The sequence below is a fragment of the Sphingomonas sp. SORGH_AS_0438 genome (assembly GCF_031453475.1).
Lineage (GTDB): Bacteria > Pseudomonadota > Alphaproteobacteria > Sphingomonadales > Sphingomonadaceae > Sphingomonas.
In genome coordinates this window covers 85,224-100,609 of the sequence record NZ_JAVIZS010000001.1, presented here as the reverse complement: position 1 = coordinate 100,609, position 15,386 = coordinate 85,224, and the positions used below count along the sequence as shown (strand labels likewise).

General features: G+C 67.6%; 16 protein-coding genes and 1 tRNA gene. 11 read left to right on the top strand and 6 right to left on the bottom strand.

Going from position 1 to position 15,386, the window contains the following annotated elements:
* Positions 1–107 precede the first annotated feature (107 nt).
* From QE452_RS00515 to era, 4 genes are all read left to right on the top strand, one after another.
* Positions 108–1,217 carry a glycoside hydrolase family 43 protein gene (locus tag QE452_RS00515; RefSeq protein WP_405052712.1) on the top strand — a complete coding sequence of 370 codons (1,110 nt, stop codon included), beginning with the start codon at positions 108–110 and terminating at the stop codon, positions 1,215–1,217.
* 7 nt (positions 1,218–1,224) lie between these two features.
* Complete coding sequence (xylB, locus tag QE452_RS00510; RefSeq protein ID WP_309658220.1) at positions 1,225–2,685, top strand: xylulokinase; 1,461 nt, start codon at positions 1,225–1,227, stop codon at positions 2,683–2,685.
* Positions 2,682–3,992, top strand: coding sequence for a xylose isomerase (gene xylA, locus QE452_RS00505; RefSeq protein ID WP_405052784.1), 1,311 nt, complete (start codon positions 2,682–2,684; stop codon positions 3,990–3,992). The genes xylB and xylA overlap by 4 nt, the downstream gene beginning before the upstream one ends.
* A gap of 193 nt (positions 3,993–4,185) precedes the next feature.
* On the top strand, positions 4,186–5,082 hold the full coding sequence (gene era / locus QE452_RS00500) for a GTPase Era (protein ID WP_125995567.1): 897 nt from the start codon (positions 4,186–4,188) through the stop codon (positions 5,080–5,082).
* On the opposite strand, the gene QE452_RS00495 is transcribed toward era, so the two are convergent.
* The gene (locus tag QE452_RS00495) at positions 5,049–5,774 is read right to left on the bottom strand and encodes an NAD-dependent deacylase (RefSeq protein WP_309658218.1); all 726 of its coding nucleotides are present in this window, start codon (positions 5,772–5,774) and stop codon (positions 5,049–5,051) included. The genes era and QE452_RS00495 overlap by 34 nt on opposite strands.
* A 346-nt stretch (positions 5,775–6,120) precedes the next feature.
* Here QE452_RS00495 and dapB point away from each other — a divergent pair, with 346 nt between their 5' ends.
* The 6 genes from dapB (at position 6,121) to QE452_RS00465 (ending at position 9,162) form a co-directional block, all read left to right on the top strand.
* On the top strand, positions 6,121–6,849 hold the full coding sequence (dapB, locus tag QE452_RS00490; protein WP_309658217.1) for a 4-hydroxy-tetrahydrodipicolinate reductase: 729 nt from the start codon (positions 6,121–6,123) through the stop codon (positions 6,847–6,849).
* Between the two features lie 2 nt (positions 6,850–6,851).
* Positions 6,852–7,514 (top strand): endonuclease III, encoded by a 663-nt coding sequence (gene nth, locus QE452_RS00485; protein ID WP_309658216.1) that lies wholly within the window; start codon positions 6,852–6,854, stop codon positions 7,512–7,514.
* 13 nt (positions 7,515–7,527) lie between these two features.
* Positions 7,528–7,932, top strand: coding sequence for a hypothetical protein (locus QE452_RS00480; RefSeq protein ID WP_309658215.1), 405 nt, complete (start codon positions 7,528–7,530; stop codon positions 7,930–7,932).
* A 42-nt stretch (positions 7,933–7,974) separates the two neighbouring features.
* Positions 7,975–8,051, top strand: a tRNA-Arg gene (locus QE452_RS00475).
* Between the two features lie 351 nt (positions 8,052–8,402).
* Positions 8,403–8,672, top strand: coding sequence for a hypothetical protein (locus QE452_RS00470; protein WP_309729458.1), 270 nt, complete (start codon positions 8,403–8,405; stop codon positions 8,670–8,672).
* The gene (locus QE452_RS00465; RefSeq protein ID WP_309729455.1) at positions 8,602–9,162 is read left to right on the top strand and encodes a PEPxxWA-CTERM sorting domain-containing protein; all 561 of its coding nucleotides are present in this window, start codon (positions 8,602–8,604) and stop codon (positions 9,160–9,162) included. Before QE452_RS00470 ends, QE452_RS00465 begins: the two co-directional genes overlap by 71 nt.
* Positions 9,163–9,333: 171 nt before the next feature.
* Here QE452_RS00465 and QE452_RS00460 read toward each other — a convergent pair whose 3' ends face one another.
* Positions 9,334–10,092: a ZIP family zinc transporter gene (locus tag QE452_RS00460; RefSeq protein WP_309658213.1), complete on the bottom strand. Its 759-nt coding sequence runs from the start codon at positions 10,090–10,092 to the stop codon at positions 9,334–9,336.
* Positions 10,093–10,636: 544 nt separating this feature from the next.
* On the opposite strand from QE452_RS00460, the gene QE452_RS00455 reads away from it, so the two are divergent.
* The gene (locus QE452_RS00455; protein WP_309658212.1) at positions 10,637–11,239 is read left to right on the top strand and encodes an FxDxF family PEP-CTERM protein; all 603 of its coding nucleotides are present in this window, start codon (positions 10,637–10,639) and stop codon (positions 11,237–11,239) included.
* 142 nt (positions 11,240–11,381) lie between these two features.
* On the opposite strand, the gene QE452_RS00450 is transcribed toward QE452_RS00455, so the two are convergent.
* The 4 genes from QE452_RS00450 to QE452_RS00435 form a co-directional block, all read right to left on the bottom strand.
* Positions 11,382–11,582 (bottom strand): hypothetical protein, encoded by a 201-nt coding sequence (locus QE452_RS00450; RefSeq protein WP_125995560.1) that lies wholly within the window; start codon positions 11,580–11,582, stop codon positions 11,382–11,384.
* Between the two features lie 360 nt (positions 11,583–11,942).
* On the bottom strand, positions 11,943–13,184 hold the full coding sequence (locus QE452_RS00445; RefSeq protein WP_309658211.1) for a DUF3526 domain-containing protein: 1,242 nt from the start codon (positions 13,182–13,184) through the stop codon (positions 11,943–11,945).
* Positions 13,184–14,620, bottom strand: a complete 1,437-nt coding sequence (locus QE452_RS00440; protein ID WP_309658210.1) for a DUF3526 domain-containing protein — start codon at positions 14,618–14,620, stop codon at positions 13,184–13,186. Before QE452_RS00440 ends, QE452_RS00445 begins: the two co-directional genes overlap by 1 nt.
* Positions 14,617–15,357, bottom strand: a complete 741-nt coding sequence (locus QE452_RS00435) for an ABC transporter ATP-binding protein (RefSeq protein WP_309658209.1) — start codon at positions 15,355–15,357, stop codon at positions 14,617–14,619. Before QE452_RS00435 ends, QE452_RS00440 begins: the two co-directional genes overlap by 4 nt.
* Positions 15,358–15,386 lie beyond the last annotated feature (29 nt).

Here is a 15,386-nt window from a genome sequence, read left to right as displayed (position 1 = left end):
CTTGCCCCCGCCCCTCCGCTTCCATATGGTAGCGCTATCGATGCGGTTCCCGCCGCGCAAATGCCTCAGCAGAAGGCTCTAAAAAGACAGGAAAGGATCGGAAGGTCGTGCCACGCCATTTCTCCACCCTTCTCGCGGCCGCCACGCTGGCGCTCGCCGGCGGGGGCTATGCGATCGCGCAACAGCCCAAGACCGCGCCCGCCAAGGCGGCGGCCGAGCCGCGCAGCCCGGACGGCAAGCGCTATCTGGCCCAGCCGCTGGTCCGGAACCAGTTCTTCGCCGACCCGTCCGCGCATGTCTTCAACGGCAAGATCTACGTCTATCCCAGCCATGACGTCGATGCCGGCATTCCCGACGACGATCTCGGCAACCAATATGCGATGCACGACTATCAGGTGCTGAGCATGGACCGGCCCGGCGGCCCGGTGACGGTGAACCCGGTCGCGATCGACGTGAAGGACATCCCCTGGGCGTCCAAGCAGACCTGGGCTCCCGATGCCGCGTACAAGAACGGCACCTATTATCTCTATATCCCGGCGCGCGACAAACAGGGCGTGTTCCGGATCGGCGTCGCCACCTCCAAGTCGCCGACCGGCCCGTTCAAGGCCGAACCGACGCCGATCGCCGGCAGCTATTCGATCGATCCGGCGGTGTTCACCGACACCAATGGCCAGAGCTACATGTATTTCGGCGGCATCTGGGGCGGTCAGCTCCAGCGCTGGGCGACCGGCCGCTATGACGCGAACGGCGGCGACACCGACCTGAAGCGCGACGACCAGCCGGCGCTGTCGGCCAAGATCGCCCGCCTGTCCCCCGATATGAAGAGCTTCGCCGAGGCCCCGCGCGACGTGCAGATCGTCGACGACCAGGGCAAGCCGATCCTGGGCGGCGACCATGACCGCCGCTTCTTCGAGGCGAGCTGGCTCTTCAAGCGGAACGGGAAATATTACTTCACCTATTCGACCGGCGACACGCATTACCTGGCCTATGCCATCGGTAACACGCCCTATGGCCCGTTCCGCTATACCGGCCGGATCATGGAGCCGGTGCAGGGCTGGACGACGCACCACTCGATCATCGACTTCAAGGGTCGCTGGTATCTCTTCTACCATGACACGCAATTGTCCGGGAAGAACCACCTGCGTTCCGCCAAGATGACCGAGCTGCGCTTCAACCCCGACGGCACGATCCAGACGATCAACCCGTTCAAGGACTGATCCCCCCATGTTTCTCGGCATCGATATCGGCACTTCCGGCGTCAAGGCGGTGGTGCTCGACGACAGCGGCGCGGTCGCCGGACAGGGGACGGCGGCGCTGACCGTGCAGCGCCCCCATCCGCTCTGGTCGGAACAGGACCCCGACGCCTGGTGGAAGGCGACGACCGCCGCCGTCCAGGCGATCGACCCGGCGGTGCGGCGCGCGGTGCGCGGCATCGGTCTCGCCGGGCAGATGCACGGCGCGACCCTGTTGGGGGCGGACGACCGCCCCTTGCGCCCCGCCATTTTGTGGAATGACGGGCGCAGCGCCGCCGAGTGCCGCGCGCTGGAGGCGGCGGTGCCCGATCTCCATGCGATCACCGGCAATCTGGCGATGCCCGGCTTCACCGCGCCCAAGCTGCTATGGGTCCGCGACCATGAGCCGGACGTGTTCGCCGCGATCCGCACCGTGCTGCTGCCCAAGGACTATGTCCGGCTGAAGATGACCGGCGACAAGGCGTCCGACCTGTCGGACAGCGCCGGCACCATCTGGCTGGACGTCGCCGGCCGGCGGTGGAGCGATGCGGTGCTCGACGCCTGCGGGCTGAGCGAGGCGCAGATGCCCAGCCTGCACGAGGGATCGGCCGTCACCGGCACGCTGCTGGCGGACGTCGCGGAACTGTGGGGCGTGCCCCAAGTGCCGGTCGCGGCGGGCGGCGGCGACAATGCGGCGGGCGCGGTCGGCGTCGGCGTGGTGCAGGATGGCGACGCGCTGCTGTCGCTCGGCACCTCGGGCGTGATCTTCGTCGCGACGAAGGAATTCCGCCCCAATCCGGCGCGCGCCGTCCATGCCTTCTGCCACGCCCTGCCCGGCCTGTGGCACCAGATGTCCGTCCACCTGTCCGCCGCCTCGTGCATCGACTGGGTGGCGCGGATCACGGCCGCCGGCGGCGCGGCGGAACTGTTCGCCCGTGCCGAGGCGGCGGGCCCCGCCTGCGGCCCCGAACTCTTCCTCCCCTATCTGTCGGGCGAGCGGACGCCGCACAACGATGCCGAGGTGCGCGGCGCCTTCCTCCGCCTCGACCATGACACGGACGGCGGCCGGCTGGCGCAGGCGGTCTTGGAAGGCGTCGCCTTCGCGCTGGCCGACGGGCTCGACGCCCTGAAGGATGCCGGCACGCGGGTCGACCGCATGGCGGTGATCGGCGGCGGTGCGCGCTCCGGCTATTGGGGCCGCATCCTCGCCAGCGCGATGGAGGTCGAGCTGGTCTATCTCCAGGGCGGCGAGGTCGGCCCGGCGCTGGGCGCCGCCCGCCTCGCGCAGCTTGCCGTCGATGGCGGCGATCCCGCCACCGTCTGCGCCGCCCCGCCGGTCGCGCGCAGCATCGCCCCCGAACCCGAACTGGTCGACCGGCTCGCCGCCAAGAAGGCCGCCTTCCGCGACGCCTATCCCCGCATCACCCCCACCCCTCTCGACAGGAACGCCTGATGTCCGATTTCTTCGCCGACATTCCCCAGATCCGCTACGAAGGTCCCGATTCGACCAACGAGCTGGCCTATCGCTATTACGACAAGAACCGCGTCGTGATGGGCAAGACGATGGAGGAGCATCTCCGCTTCGCCGCCTGTTTCTGGCACACCTTCTGCTGGCCCGGCTCCGACGTGTTCGGCGGCGGCACCTTCAACCGCCCCTGGCATCGCGGCGCGAACGACAGCGCCGCCGCCGCCGAGAAGCGCGAGGTCGCGTTCGACTTCTTCCAGAAGCTCGACGTGCCCTACTACTGCTTCCATGACGTGGACGTGATGGCGGACGCCGCCAACGTCACCGAGCATCGCCGCTATTTCGCCGAGGCCGTCGACCATCTGGAAACGCTCCAGGCCTCGTCGGGCCGCAAGCTGCTCTGGGGCACCGCCAATCTGTTCAGCCATCCGCGCTTCGCCGCCGGCGGCGCGACCAATCCCGATCCGGAGGTCTATGCGTTCGGCGCGCTCCAGGTCCGCGACGCGCTGGAGGCGACGCATCGCCTGGGCGGCAGCAACTATGTGCTGTGGGGCGGCCGCGAGGGCTATGAGACGCTACACAACACCGACCTGAAGCGGGAGCTGGACAATTTCGGTCGCTTCCTCAGCCTGGTGGTCGAGCACAAGCACAAGATCGGCTTCACCGGCACGATCCTGATCGAGCCCAAGCCGCACGAGCCGACCAAGCACCAGTACGACTTCGACACCGCGACCGTGTACGGCTTCCTCAAGCGCTATGGCCTGGAGAATGAGGTCAAGGTCAATATCGAGGCGAACCACGCCACGTTGTCGGGCCACACCTTCGAGCATGAGATCGCGACGGCGGCGGCGCTGGGCGTGTTCGGCTCGATCGACGCCAATCGCGGCGATCCGCAGAATGGTTGGGACACGGACCAATTCCCCAACTCGGTCGAGGAATTGACGCTGGCGATGATCGAGATCATCCGCGCGGGCGGCTTCACCACCGGCGGCTTCAACTTCGACGCCAAGGTGCGTCGCCAGTCGATGGCGCCGGTCGACCTGTTCTACGGCCATGTCGGCGGCATCGACGTCGTCGCCAAGGGCCTGCTCAACGCCGCGGCGATCATCGAGGACGGACGCCTCGATTCGATCAAGGCGGAGCGCTATGCCGGCTGGGAGGGTGCGTTCGGCCAGCAGGTCGGCGGCCTCGATCTCGCGGGCATCGCCGAACTGGCGGTGGAGCGCGACATCGATCCTCGCCCACGGTCCGGCCAGCAGGAGCGGATCGAGAACCTCATCAACCGCTTCCTGTAAGACCTTCGCCCCCTCCCCTGTCCGGGGAGGGGGCGATCGCCCGTTTCGCGCCGATGATCCTGATCCGACGCGCCTTTGATGGTCACGCGCCGACGCGCGGCTTCCTTCTCTTCAGGGCCTCGCGGCTTCGCGCGCACCACCTTACGATGCTCAGGGCTTGCCCCGCCCCCCGTCCCGCTTCTAGGCGAGGCAGATGAGCGAACAACGTTGCGGCCTCGTCGCCGTCCTCGGCGCGCCCAATGCGGGCAAGTCCACCCTGGTCAATGCCCTGGTCGGGCAGAAGGTGGCGATCGTCAGCCCCAAGGCGCAGACGACGCGCGCGCGCCTGATGGGCGTCGCGATCGAGGAGGAGGCGCAGCTGCTGCTGGTCGACACGCCCGGCATCTTCGAGCCGCAGCGCCGGCTGGACCGCGCGATGGTCGCCGCCGCCTGGGGCGGAACCGAGGGGGCCGATGTGCTCGCGCTGGTCGTCGACGCCAAGGGCGGCCTGGGCAGCAAGGTGACCGACATCGCCGAAAGCCTGCGCGACCGGCCCGAGCCCAAGCACCTGATCCTCAACAAGGTCGACCTGGCCGACAAGGCCAAGCTGCTGATCCATGCCGAGCGCCTGAACGCGCTGCTGCCCTTTGCCGAGACCTGGTTCGTCTCCGCCCAGACCGGCGACGGCCTGCCCGAGTTGAAGCGCGCCCTAGCCGGGGCGATGCCGGTCGGCCCCTGGCATTATCCCGAGGACCAGGTGTCCGACGCGACCGAGCGCGCCATGGCCGCCGAGGTGACGCGCGAGCAGCTCTATCTCCAGCTCCATGCCGAGCTGCCCTATGCCAGCGCGATCGAGACCGAAGCGTTCAAGGAGCGCGAGGACGGATCGGTCGAGATCCACCAGCAGATCCTGGTCGAGCGCCCGACCCAGCGCGCCATCGTGCTGGGCAAGGGCGGCAGCCGCATCCGCGAGATCGGCGCGCGCGCGCGCACCGAACTGGCGGTACTGCTCGACCGGCCGGTGCACCTCTATCTCCACGTCAAGGTCCGCCCCGGCTGGGACGAGGACCGGACGCTCTATCGCGACATCGGGCTCGACTGGGTCGACTGAAGCAGCTCCTCGACCCATTCGGGCACCAGCCGGCTGGCGGGGCCGAGCCGCGTCTCGCTGAACCGGCGGCTGCCCGCCGATGGCTCCAGATTGAGTTCCAGCGTGCGCGCGCCATAGGCGGCGGCCTGCGCGACGAACCCCGCCGCCGGATAGACCGCGCCCGACGTGCCGATCGACACGAACAGGTCGCAGGCCGTCAGCGCCGCCTCGATCCGGTCCATCCGGTACGGGAACTCGCCGAAGAAGACGATGTCCGGCCGCAGCGCCGCCGCCCCGCACGCCGCACAGTGTTCGCCCGGCGGCAGCGGCCCCGGATGCGGCGCCCGCGCCCCGCAGGCGGCGCACAGGGCCGACATCAGTTCACCATGCATGTGCAGCAGCCGGCGCGCGCCCGCCCGCTCGTGCAGGTCGTCGACATTCTGCGTCACGATCAGCAATTCGCCCGGCCAGTGGCGGTCCAGCCGCGCCAGCGCCATATGCGCGACATTGGGCGCGACCTCCGCCAAACCCGCGCGCCGCAGGTCGTAGAAGCGATGCACCAGCGCCGGGTCCGCCGCCAGCGCCTCCGGCGTACACACATGCTCGACCCGGTGGCCCTCCCACAAGCCGCCGGGCCCCCGAAAGGTGGCGATCCCCGATTCGGCGGAGATTCCCGCTCCGGTCAGGATGACGATCGCGCGAGGCCGTTCCATGCCGGCCTGGATAGAAGCATCGCCGACGGGTGAACAGGCGAAAGCCGCATGCACGCCTGAACTTCACCATGGCTGACGATAAAGCCTGATCGACTCAGATGCGGCTCGCCTTCGGCATGGTCACCGGCACGACACGCCACCGTCGTTGCAACACGGCCGTCCGCTTCGCCTGGAACGGATGACGGGTCCGACCCCCGGACGCAGCAAAGCCGTCGATCGCAGGGCCGGCGGCTTTCCTCCATTTACCGCCCGCCCCCTGCCAAACGCTCCGATTCCCGGTTCCGGCCGAACGCGCTTCGTGCCAAGGGAAGCGCATGCCGCACCCCCAATATCGGAACCCGCTCGCATGACCGCCATCGGCATCTATGGCAGTGCCGGCCGCATGGGCCGCGCCATCGCCGACGCGCTGGTCGAGGCGGGCGCACGGCTCGCCGGCGGGTCGGAGGCGAAGGACGATCCCGCGATCGTCGCCCGCGCCGCCGACGTGCTGGTCGACTTCTCCACCCCCTCCGCCCTGGAGGCGCATCTCGACGCGGCGGTCGCAGCGAATACGCCGATCGTGATCGGCACCACCGGCCTGTCGCTCGCGCACCATGCGGCGATCGACGCCGCCGCCACCCGCATCGCCATCCTCCAGACCGGCAACACCTCGCTCGGCGTCACGCTGCTGGCGATGCTGGTGCAGGAGGCCGCCGCCCGGCTCGGACCCGATTGGGACATCGAGATCGTCGAGATGCACCATCGCCACAAGGTCGATGCCCCCTCCGGCACCGCGCTGCTGCTGGGCGAGGCGGCGGCGGCGGGGCGCGGCTCGACGCTGTCGGAGCTGCGCGTCGACAGCCGCGTCGGACTGACCGGGGCGCGCAGCGAGGGCACGATCGGCCTGGCGGCGCTGCGCGGGGGATCGGTGGTCGGCGATCACAGCGTGATCCTGGCGGCGGAGGGCGAGCGGATCGAACTCAGCCACCTAGCGCAGGATCGCAGCATCTTCGCACGCGGCGCGGTGAAGGCGGCCCTGTGGCTCGCCCGGCAACCCGCCGGCCGCTATCGCATGGGCGACGTGCTGGGCCTCTGAGCGTGAAACGCGCCGACGTCCTTGATTTCTATCATCGGCTGGCGGAGGCGGACCCGCATCCGGTCACCGAACTGGACTATCGCAACCCCTTCACGCTGGTCGTGGCGGTGGCGCTGTCGGCGCAGGCGACCGACGTGTCGGTCAACAAGGCGACCCGCGCGCTGTTCGAGACGGTCGACACGCCCGAGAAGATGGTGGCGCTCGGCGAGGAAGGGCTGAAACAGCATATCAAGACGATCGGCCTGTACAATGCCAAGGCGAAGAACGTCATCGCCCTGTCGCAGATGCTGATCGATGCGTTCGGCGGCGAGGTGCCCGCCACGCGCGAGGCGCTGGAGCGGCTGCCCGGCGTCGGCCGCAAGACCGCCAATGTCGTGCTCAACGTCGCGTTCGGCGCGGAGACCTTCGCGGTCGACACGCATATCTTCCGGGTCTGCAACCGCACCGGCCTCGCCCCCGGCAAGACGCCACTGGCGGTCGAACTGAAGCTGGACAAGGCGACGCCCGCGCCGTTCCGCCAGCACGCCCATCACTGGCTGATCCTGCACGGCCGCTATGTGTGCAAGGCGCGCCGGCCCGAATGCTGGCGCTGCATCGTCGCCGATCTCTGTGCGTTCAAGCCCAAGACCCCGCCGCCCGCCACCAAGGCGGTGCGGGCGGCCTGACGGAGGCGAGGCGATGACGCGATCCTGGCAACGATTCTTCCTGCTGCTGGCGATCGCCCCCGCCTTCGCCGCCTCCGCCAGGGACCGCGATCATGGCACCCCGCCCCCGGCCGAGCCGACGGGCGCGGCGGTGGACTGCATCCCGGCCCATCTGATCCGCGAGAGCCAGGTCCGCAGCGACCGGGTGATCGATTTCCTGATGCGCGACCGCCGCGTCTTCCGGACCATCCTGGCGCAGGCCTGTCCTGGCCTCGGCTATGAGCGGCGGATCAGCTACCGCCCGATCGGCAACCGGCTCTGCTCGACCGACATCCTGACGGTCATCACCAGCGCGCCGATCCAGACCGGCGCCGCCTGCGGCCTGGCCCCCTTCCAGCCCGTCACCCTGACGCCGACGCGACGATTCCCTGCACGTTAGGGCTGGCGCTCCGCCAAAGGCTTTGCTAGGCGAGCCCTCCAGGCACCCGTAGCTCAGCTGGATAGAGCGCTGCCCTCCGAAGGCAGAGGCCACAGGTTCGAATCCTGTCGGGTGCGCCATTTCCATTCAGATTTGCACACTGCCGCACCGGGCTGCCGGGACGCCCTGATCGCGCGTTCCAGCATAGCGTCGTGCTTCGTGATCCGCACCTTTTGGTCGCGAACCGCGACGCGATAGGCGTCGTCGCCGACATCGCCAATGATGTTCCAGCGTCGAATCAAATCCTCAAACCGCACGAAACCCTATAAGTGCAGAGTGCATCCAGCACGATCACAGCACCCGCAAATCATGGTTAATATAGTGATTAACCATGACGGGCTTCATATTGACACAAAGCTGCCCTCAACAACCTGTTGCGCGATAACGGAAATCCACATTAGGAGATTGTTCATCAGATTACGGGGAACGACATGAAGAAGATCATCGCCGCAACGGCAGCATTTGGAGCCTTTGCTAGCGCCGGGTCGGCGCAGGCCGCAGATTTCGTGTTCAACACGGTCAATTCCGGTAAAGTTACCGGCTCGGGCTACGGCAATGCTTTCACTTACTCCGGCAGCGACGGGTCGCGGTCGATCACGATGAAGGCGACCGGTTGGTCGCGTGGCTTCGATGGTGCGCTTCACGGCCGGCGAGATCGCGTCTTTCGGCTCGGACGGTCTCGGCATCTACCAGCAGGGTGAACGTCGCGACGGCGGCTATCACCAGATCGACAACATCAATGGTTGGGAATTCCTCGTCCTCCAGTTCAGCGAGGCCGTGACGCTGCAATCGGCAAAGCTGAACAGCTTCGGCATCGACGACCGCAACTATACCGACAATGACGCCTTTATCGGCTGGAACTCCTCGACGCTCGGCCTCGGCACGGCGCTGACGGGCACGGATGCCGCGAAGCTGTTCGACACCCGCCTCGGTGGCTTCAACAGCAACAGCGACGCCTACAAGACCGCTCTCCAGACCTATGCCCTGCCGCTGGCCAAAGCGTCGAACGTCTGGATCGTGGGCGGTTCGTTCAACGGGCCGGACGATCGCAACGACTTCTTCAAGGTCGCGCAGCTGACGGTGGCGGCGGTTCCCGAGCCCACGACCTGGGCGATGATGCTGGTCGGTTTTGCGATGGTCGGAGCCGCAGCCCGCTATCGCCGCCGGTCGACCAAGATCGCCCTGGCGTAAACCCATATCCGGTTTGAAGCCTGAACTTCCATCTCTGTACGGCTTCAAGAAAGGCCGCCGGCCGAAAGGCTAGCGGCCTTTTACCGTTTGCCGGTGCCGGTCTGACGGTCCCCCGGCCGCGCCGGCGGTTCTGCCGGATGCAAGTTTCTGGATGCGGTCGCTCGATCGGTTTCAACCGCTTTTCGTCAGGATGAAGGCCAGCAGGAACCCGACGACCGCGATCAGGCCGGAATAGTCATGCGTGGCTTCGGTGGCCTCCGGGATCATCGTGTCCACCAGCATGGCGAGGATCGCGCCGGCTGCGACCGCCGTGACGCCCGCGATCAGGTCCGGGCTGCTGCCGGCCAGCGCCACATTGCCGATCATCGCGGCGATCGCGGAGGCGATGGCGATGCCGCCCCAGACGCCGAACACATATTGGGGCGAGCGGCCGGCCGCCTTCATGCCGGCCGCGCTCGATAAGCCCTCCGGCACATTCGACAGGAACACGGCCGCCACCGTCACCGCGCTCACGCCGCCGCCGCCGAGCAGGCTGACGCCGATGACGACCGATTCCGGAATGCCGTCGAGCAGCGCGCCGATCGCGATGGCGGCACCGGAGTCGCTGTGCGCATCGGACTGGCGTTCGTCGGGGTTGGAGCCCGACCGCTTGCGGTGACGGGCTCCGCGCCTGGAGACGATGATGTTCGCCGCCGTATAGGCGATCGCTCCGCCGAGAAAGCCGATCGCCGTGGCATCGAAGCCGCCCTGGTGGAACGCCTCATCCATCAGGTCGAAGGCGACGGCGGAGATCAGCACGCCCGCGCCGACCGCCATCACGGCGGCGATCAAGCGCTGCGGCAGGGTCGCGAACCACGCCACGACCGCGCCGAGGACCAACGCCGATCCTCCCACCAGCCCCCAGAAGCCGGCGGCCCATAGTCCGGTCATGGCGAATCCCCTATCGTTGCAGGCGCGCAACGCCATCGTGCGGTGAAGGCTCCGTCGAGCCGACTAACAGCCTGTTCGCCGGTGACTTTTCGGCAGCGGATACATCCAGAACCGACCAAGGAGTCGTGGACGCGGCCCGTCTCGGGAGATTAGGTGCCCCGACAGGGGGACGTCTATGAGACGCATGGTGATTCTCGGTTGTGCCGCCCTTTCGATGCTGGCGGTCGGCACGGTGCCGAGTGACGCCCGCCGATCGTCGACGTATAAGAGCCGGAAGCACAGTGTACGCGCCCGCACCTTCACGCCGTTGCGTGGCACGACAAGCGGTGAATGCCCGTGCAATGGCGGCAATGTCTGTGTCGGCCCGCGCGGCGGCCGATATTGCATCACCAGCAACGGGAACAAGCGCTACGGGGTTTGACGGCGGTACGGATCAGCCATTCGTCGCGTACAGGCCGCAACACATCCTTACCAGACACGGCGCAGGGTGTCGGACGACACACCCAAAATTACATTAACCTACGATTAACTATGCAAATTTCCCTTGGTTATCAGAGACTTTACGCGCACAGGCCGTGCGGCAGTTTCGCCAACAGGGACAATTGAGATGAAAACGGTTTTACTCGCCGCAGCGATTGCGACGAGCGGCCTTATTGCCGCTTCGTCGGCGCAAGCGGCAACCTTCCCGGTGGGCAGTGCCAATTTCAAGGCCTCCGCTGGCCCGAACGGTACCTTCGCCGGTGCCTTTTTCAACACGGGCATCGCGTCGGGTGCGTTCACCGACACCTTCACCTTCACGATCCCCGCCAATGGCTTCGGCAGCGGCACGGTGACGACGAGCGCGAACTTCCTCGGTAACGCGAACGATCTCGATTTCACGTCCGTCCTGATCAACGGTGTGGCTGCGCAGATCTTCGTCGCGGGCGGCGGCGTGTTCGAATCGGCCTTCCAGAATCTGATCCCCATCACCGCCGGACAGCTCAACACGATCACCGTGACCGGCTTCTCGCGCGGCAACGGTGCCTATGGCGGCCAGGCCAGCTTCGAGCCCATGGATGTCCCCGAGCCGTCCACCTGGGCGCTGATGCTCGCCGGCTTCGGCATGGTTGGCTATGCGATGCGTCGTCGCAAGCTGGCGTTCGCCTAAAGCCTGTCGGGGCCGGCTACGGTCGGCCCCTACTCCGCCACGGAAGGCGCGAGTTCACGAGCGGTGATGCCGCGGGGCTTCCCGCAACCGCCGCCCGTTCCATGCACCCTCACCAGCACCGGGCATGGCGAGGCGGCCATGGCTAGGTTCGCGCCATCGCAGTGATGCGATCGGCCTTGATCCTGTCACGCTCGGCATCCGTGCGATCGGCCCGTTCGGCGAGTGCGTCCCAGTTCAAGGCGGACGATTCCCAGCGCAGGCGGACATTTTCCAAGATGGCGGCGCCAGCCGTGCGCCGGCAATCGGCCGCGCGCGAACGATAATCTAATGCACTATCGGACATGATAATTCCCGGCATGTGGAAGCGGGAGCACGATGTCTCTCAGCCGTCGACGCTTCGAGAGAGGCTGTCGACGATAGGTCTTACTATCATAATTTGGCGAATACGCTAAGCGCCAATCGGTCTTTGCCGAATCTCGAAACAATTCTGGTCCGGTTTTATAGGAAAACCGGTTCTTTTCGCCCGGATAGTCATGCCTGCCCTGGTCCGACGAGATTTGCACGGACGGGCCCCGCCCGATGACCCGCTCGGCAAGCATCGCAAGCACGGACGCGTCGGCGACGCCGTCACGCACCATTGTGGCCATCACTCAGGCCCGTCCGGATACGTCGCATGTCGCGCGCCGCATCCCCGGACATGGGCTCAGTAGCCGGGGGCCTTGGCGAAGTCCGCCTTGCCGAAGGGCCGGTCGCGGAAGATATAGCCGTAATAGAAGTCGCGCAGCCGACGGTGAAAGGCGCGGATACGGTCCTGATAGGCGAGTTGCGCCGTCAGGTCGGTATGCGCCAGCCGCGTCAGCAGCGCCTGAACGCCCACCGACGGAAGCAGCCAGCCGAGCGCGTCGGCGGCGCTGGCGCGGCGCTCCAGCCGCTCACGATAGGCCTTGACCCGATCGGCCACGCTGTCGTCGCCATTCTGGTGGAAGGCGAAATACCATTTGTAATGGAAACCCTCGGGCAGCGGTGGCGAGTCCGCCCATTCGGGATGGCGGGCATAGAAGCGCCGCATCGTGTCCTCGCGCGGGATTTCCCAGGCATGGTGGACATTCTCGCGCTGCGCCAGCGCGATCCGGGCACCTTCGTCGACCGGAATGGCGCGATTGATGACGACATTGGCGAGCGTCGGAATGACCAGCACGAGCACCAGCCACAGTCCGGCGAGCGTCGCGGCATTGGCGGTCGATCCATGGCCCAGCCGCGACACCAGCCCGGCCAGGCCGATCCAGAACAACAGATACGCACCCGCCACCGCGACGACCAGCAGCATCGCCCAGGCTTCGACCCCAGACAGAAGCGCACCGATCATGAACGGCACCGCCAGGGCCGCCAGCAACAGCGCGAACCGCAGCAGCCCACGTCGCAGCCACAGCCGCCCCGCCCCCGGCAGCGCGCCCAGCATCCGGGCGCGTCCCGCCTCGCGCTCACCCGACTTCAGGTCGTGGAACAGCGCGATGACGAACAGCGGCGCCAGGAACACCAGCACGAAGGCGAAATCGAACCGCCCCGGCAGCGCCAGTTCGGGATTGAAGGTATCGCCGTCATAGATCTGCGCCTCCAGCCCCAACGCCCGGACGCGCAGGATATAGGGTGCGACATCGCGCATGCCGATCGCGGCGAAGGCGAGCGGCGCGGGCGCGTCCCAGGTGGGGTGGAAGGTATAATAGGCGGCGCTCCCGGCGTCCTTCTCCCGGTCGACATAGCGGGCGATCGCCTCGACATCCTCCGCCTGCGCGGTGGAGATCGCATCGATGGCGGCGCGCTGCCGTGCCATCTCGGTCATCCCGGCGGCGACGGCGGCGGCGCTGAGCACCGCCAGCAGGACCAGCGCGATGCTCGCCATGCGCGACCGCAGCAGCAGCCGTAGCTCATGCTTCCACAGTGCCATCACTTCGCTCCCAGCCGGCGGGTCGCCCATGCCAGCGCGGCCCCGACCACCACCAGCCAGCCCAGGATGATGGTCACCCCCGGCAGGCTCGCCCGCACCAAGGTCGCCGCATCGGGCGGGACGAAGGCGAATTTGGGAATCCCCCGCCAATGGTCGGCGCCGATCCGCTTGCGCCGGTCGGCGCCGGCGTCCTTGGCGACATCGTCGGCATAGCGGACCGCCTCGGCCTGCAAGCGGTTCAACTGCTGCACGAGGGCGTAGCGATAGGCCTCCGCCTGTTCGAGGAAGCGGCGATGGCCGGCGAAATCGGTGCCCGCCGCCGCCATCGACGCCTGGCGCAGCGCGATGGTCGGGCTGAGCAGGCCGATCCCGGTGACCCAAGCATTCTGCCGCGCCTGCGTCGCGAAGCTGGCCGTGGCATAACGGTCGAACAACTTGCTGGTCAGCGCTTCGCCTTCCAGCGCGAGCAGGCCCTTATAGTTGACCGGCAGATCCTCGACGCGGGCCACGCCATAGCGTTTCAGCACGTCCGCCTTGAACCGGGCGAAATGCGGATCGTCGGGATCATGGCTGTCGCCCATCCGGCGCAGGTCGCGGGCGATGGCGACATCGGTCTGCAGGCGGTTGGTGAGCGGATAGGCCGCGCTCGCCATGTCGGGCGCGACGCGCGGCAGCAGCACCACCGTCACCGCCCACACCGCCAGCAAGGCGAGCAGGGCATCACGGCGGCGACGGACCAGCATCGACACGAGGATGATGGCCACCACCCACAATGCCAGATAGGCGGCATAGCCCAGGGCGATGGCCATCATCGGCCCGGCAAAGGCGCCCGGCTGGCCGGCGATCAGCACGAAGCCGATCATCGCCGGAAGCCCGACCAGCAGCGCGACCACGCCCAGCGCGGCGAGCTTGCCCAGCACGATCGATCGTGCCGAGGCTCCCTGCACCATCAGCGGGCGCAGCGTTCCCCCCTCGGTCTCGCGCGCGACCGCGCCATAACCGAGGAAGATCAACAGCAGCGGCGCCACCACCTGAAGGACGAAGGCCGGGGTCAGCTGGCCGAAGCGGACCAGCGCCGAGCTTTGCCGCACATCGCCGAAATTGCTGGTATTCTGCCGATGTCCTTCGAGGAACATGGTGTTGCCGGTAAAGGCGTCGACGCCCGGATCGAAGGCGGCGAGCGGCCCCAGCGGGCGGAAGATGAAATGCCCATAATGGACGACGCGATGCGGGTGGCGGTCGGGCTGCGCCTCGAACGCATGGTTCGCCTCCGCCTGGTTGCGCGCGCGATGGTCGGCGATGCCCTGTTGATGCGTCCAGGCGGTGGCGACAGCGACCAGCGTCAGGACCAGCAGCAGCAGGATGGCGGTCACCGCGACGCGGTTGCGCCGCATCAGCCGCCACTCGTCGCGCGCGATGAGCGAGATCGCGCTCATGCCGCCGCCGCCCCCGCGAACCGGTCATGCAGGGCGCGCACGTCGAAGCGGGCCTCGCCCTCCGCCGCGACCGCCGCGACGATGCGTCCGCCCTCCAGAAAGCCGATACGGTCGGCGACATCGGCGGCGCTGAGCAGGTCGTGCGTCACCATCAGCACGGCGGTGCCCCGCGCCCGCACCGCATGGAGCAGCCTGTTGAAATCGGCCGTCGCGCGCGGATCGAGGCCGGAGGTCGGCTCGTCGAGCAGCAGCACCGGGACTTCGCGCAACAGCGCCACGGCGATGGCGACCTTCTGTCGCATCCCCTTGGAAAAGCCGCCGAGCCGCTGGTCGAACGCCCGCTCCTGCAGGCCCGCCGCCGCCAGGGCTTCGACAATCGCCGGCCGGTCGCGCGGCGTACCCGACAGGGCGAGCAGATAATCGGCGTTCTCGACCGCGCTCAGATGTTCGTACAGCGCGACATTCTCCGGCAGATAGGCGATGCGCCGCCGGGCCGCGTCGGGATCGGCGGCCGCGTCGATCCCGCCGACCCGCACGCTGCCCCCGTCGACCCGGACGAAGCCGAGCAGGGCCGACAGCGTCGTCGACTTGCCCGCGCCATTGCCACCGAGCAGCGCATAGATCTCGCCGCTCGCCACCGAGAGCGACAGGCCATTGAGCACGCGGTGCGCGCCATAATGGAGGATGGCGCCGTCAATGGCGATTTCGGGCAGGCCGGCGGGCGGTTGGTGCGTCATCGACATATCCGCCCACTGCCCTCCGGCGA

Coding starts and splice junctions, on each gene's coding strand:
- xylB (WP_309658220.1), top strand. CDS start 1,225: ATGTTTCTCGGCATCGATATCGGCACTTCCGGCGTCAAGGCGGTGGTG.
- era (WP_125995567.1), top strand. CDS start 4,186: ATGAGCGAACAACGTTGCGGCCTCGTCGCCGTCCTCGGCGCGCCCAAT.
- QE452_RS00495 (WP_309658218.1), bottom strand. CDS start 5,774: ATGGAACGGCCTCGCGCGATCGTCATCCTGACCGGAGCGGGAATCTCC.
- dapB (WP_309658217.1), top strand. CDS start 6,121: ATGACCGCCATCGGCATCTATGGCAGTGCCGGCCGCATGGGCCGCGCC.
- QE452_RS00480 (WP_309658215.1), top strand. CDS start 7,528: ATGACGCGATCCTGGCAACGATTCTTCCTGCTGCTGGCGATCGCCCCC.
- QE452_RS00470 (WP_309729458.1), top strand. CDS start 8,403: ATGAAGAAGATCATCGCCGCAACGGCAGCATTTGGAGCCTTTGCTAGC.
- QE452_RS00465 (WP_309729455.1), top strand. CDS start 8,602: ATGGTGCGCTTCACGGCCGGCGAGATCGCGTCTTTCGGCTCGGACGGT.
- QE452_RS00460 (WP_309658213.1), bottom strand. CDS start 10,092: ATGACCGGACTATGGGCCGCCGGCTTCTGGGGGCTGGTGGGAGGATCG.
- QE452_RS00450 (WP_125995560.1), bottom strand. CDS start 11,582: ATGTCCGATAGTGCATTAGATTATCGTTCGCGCGCGGCCGATTGCCGG.
- QE452_RS00445 (WP_309658211.1), bottom strand. CDS start 13,184: ATGGCACTGTGGAAGCATGAGCTACGGCTGCTGCTGCGGTCGCGCATG.
- QE452_RS00440 (WP_309658210.1), bottom strand. CDS start 14,620: ATGAGCGCGATCTCGCTCATCGCGCGCGACGAGTGGCGGCTGATGCGG.
- QE452_RS00435 (WP_309658209.1), bottom strand. CDS start 15,357: ATGACGCACCAACCGCCCGCCGGCCTGCCCGAAATCGCCATTGACGGC.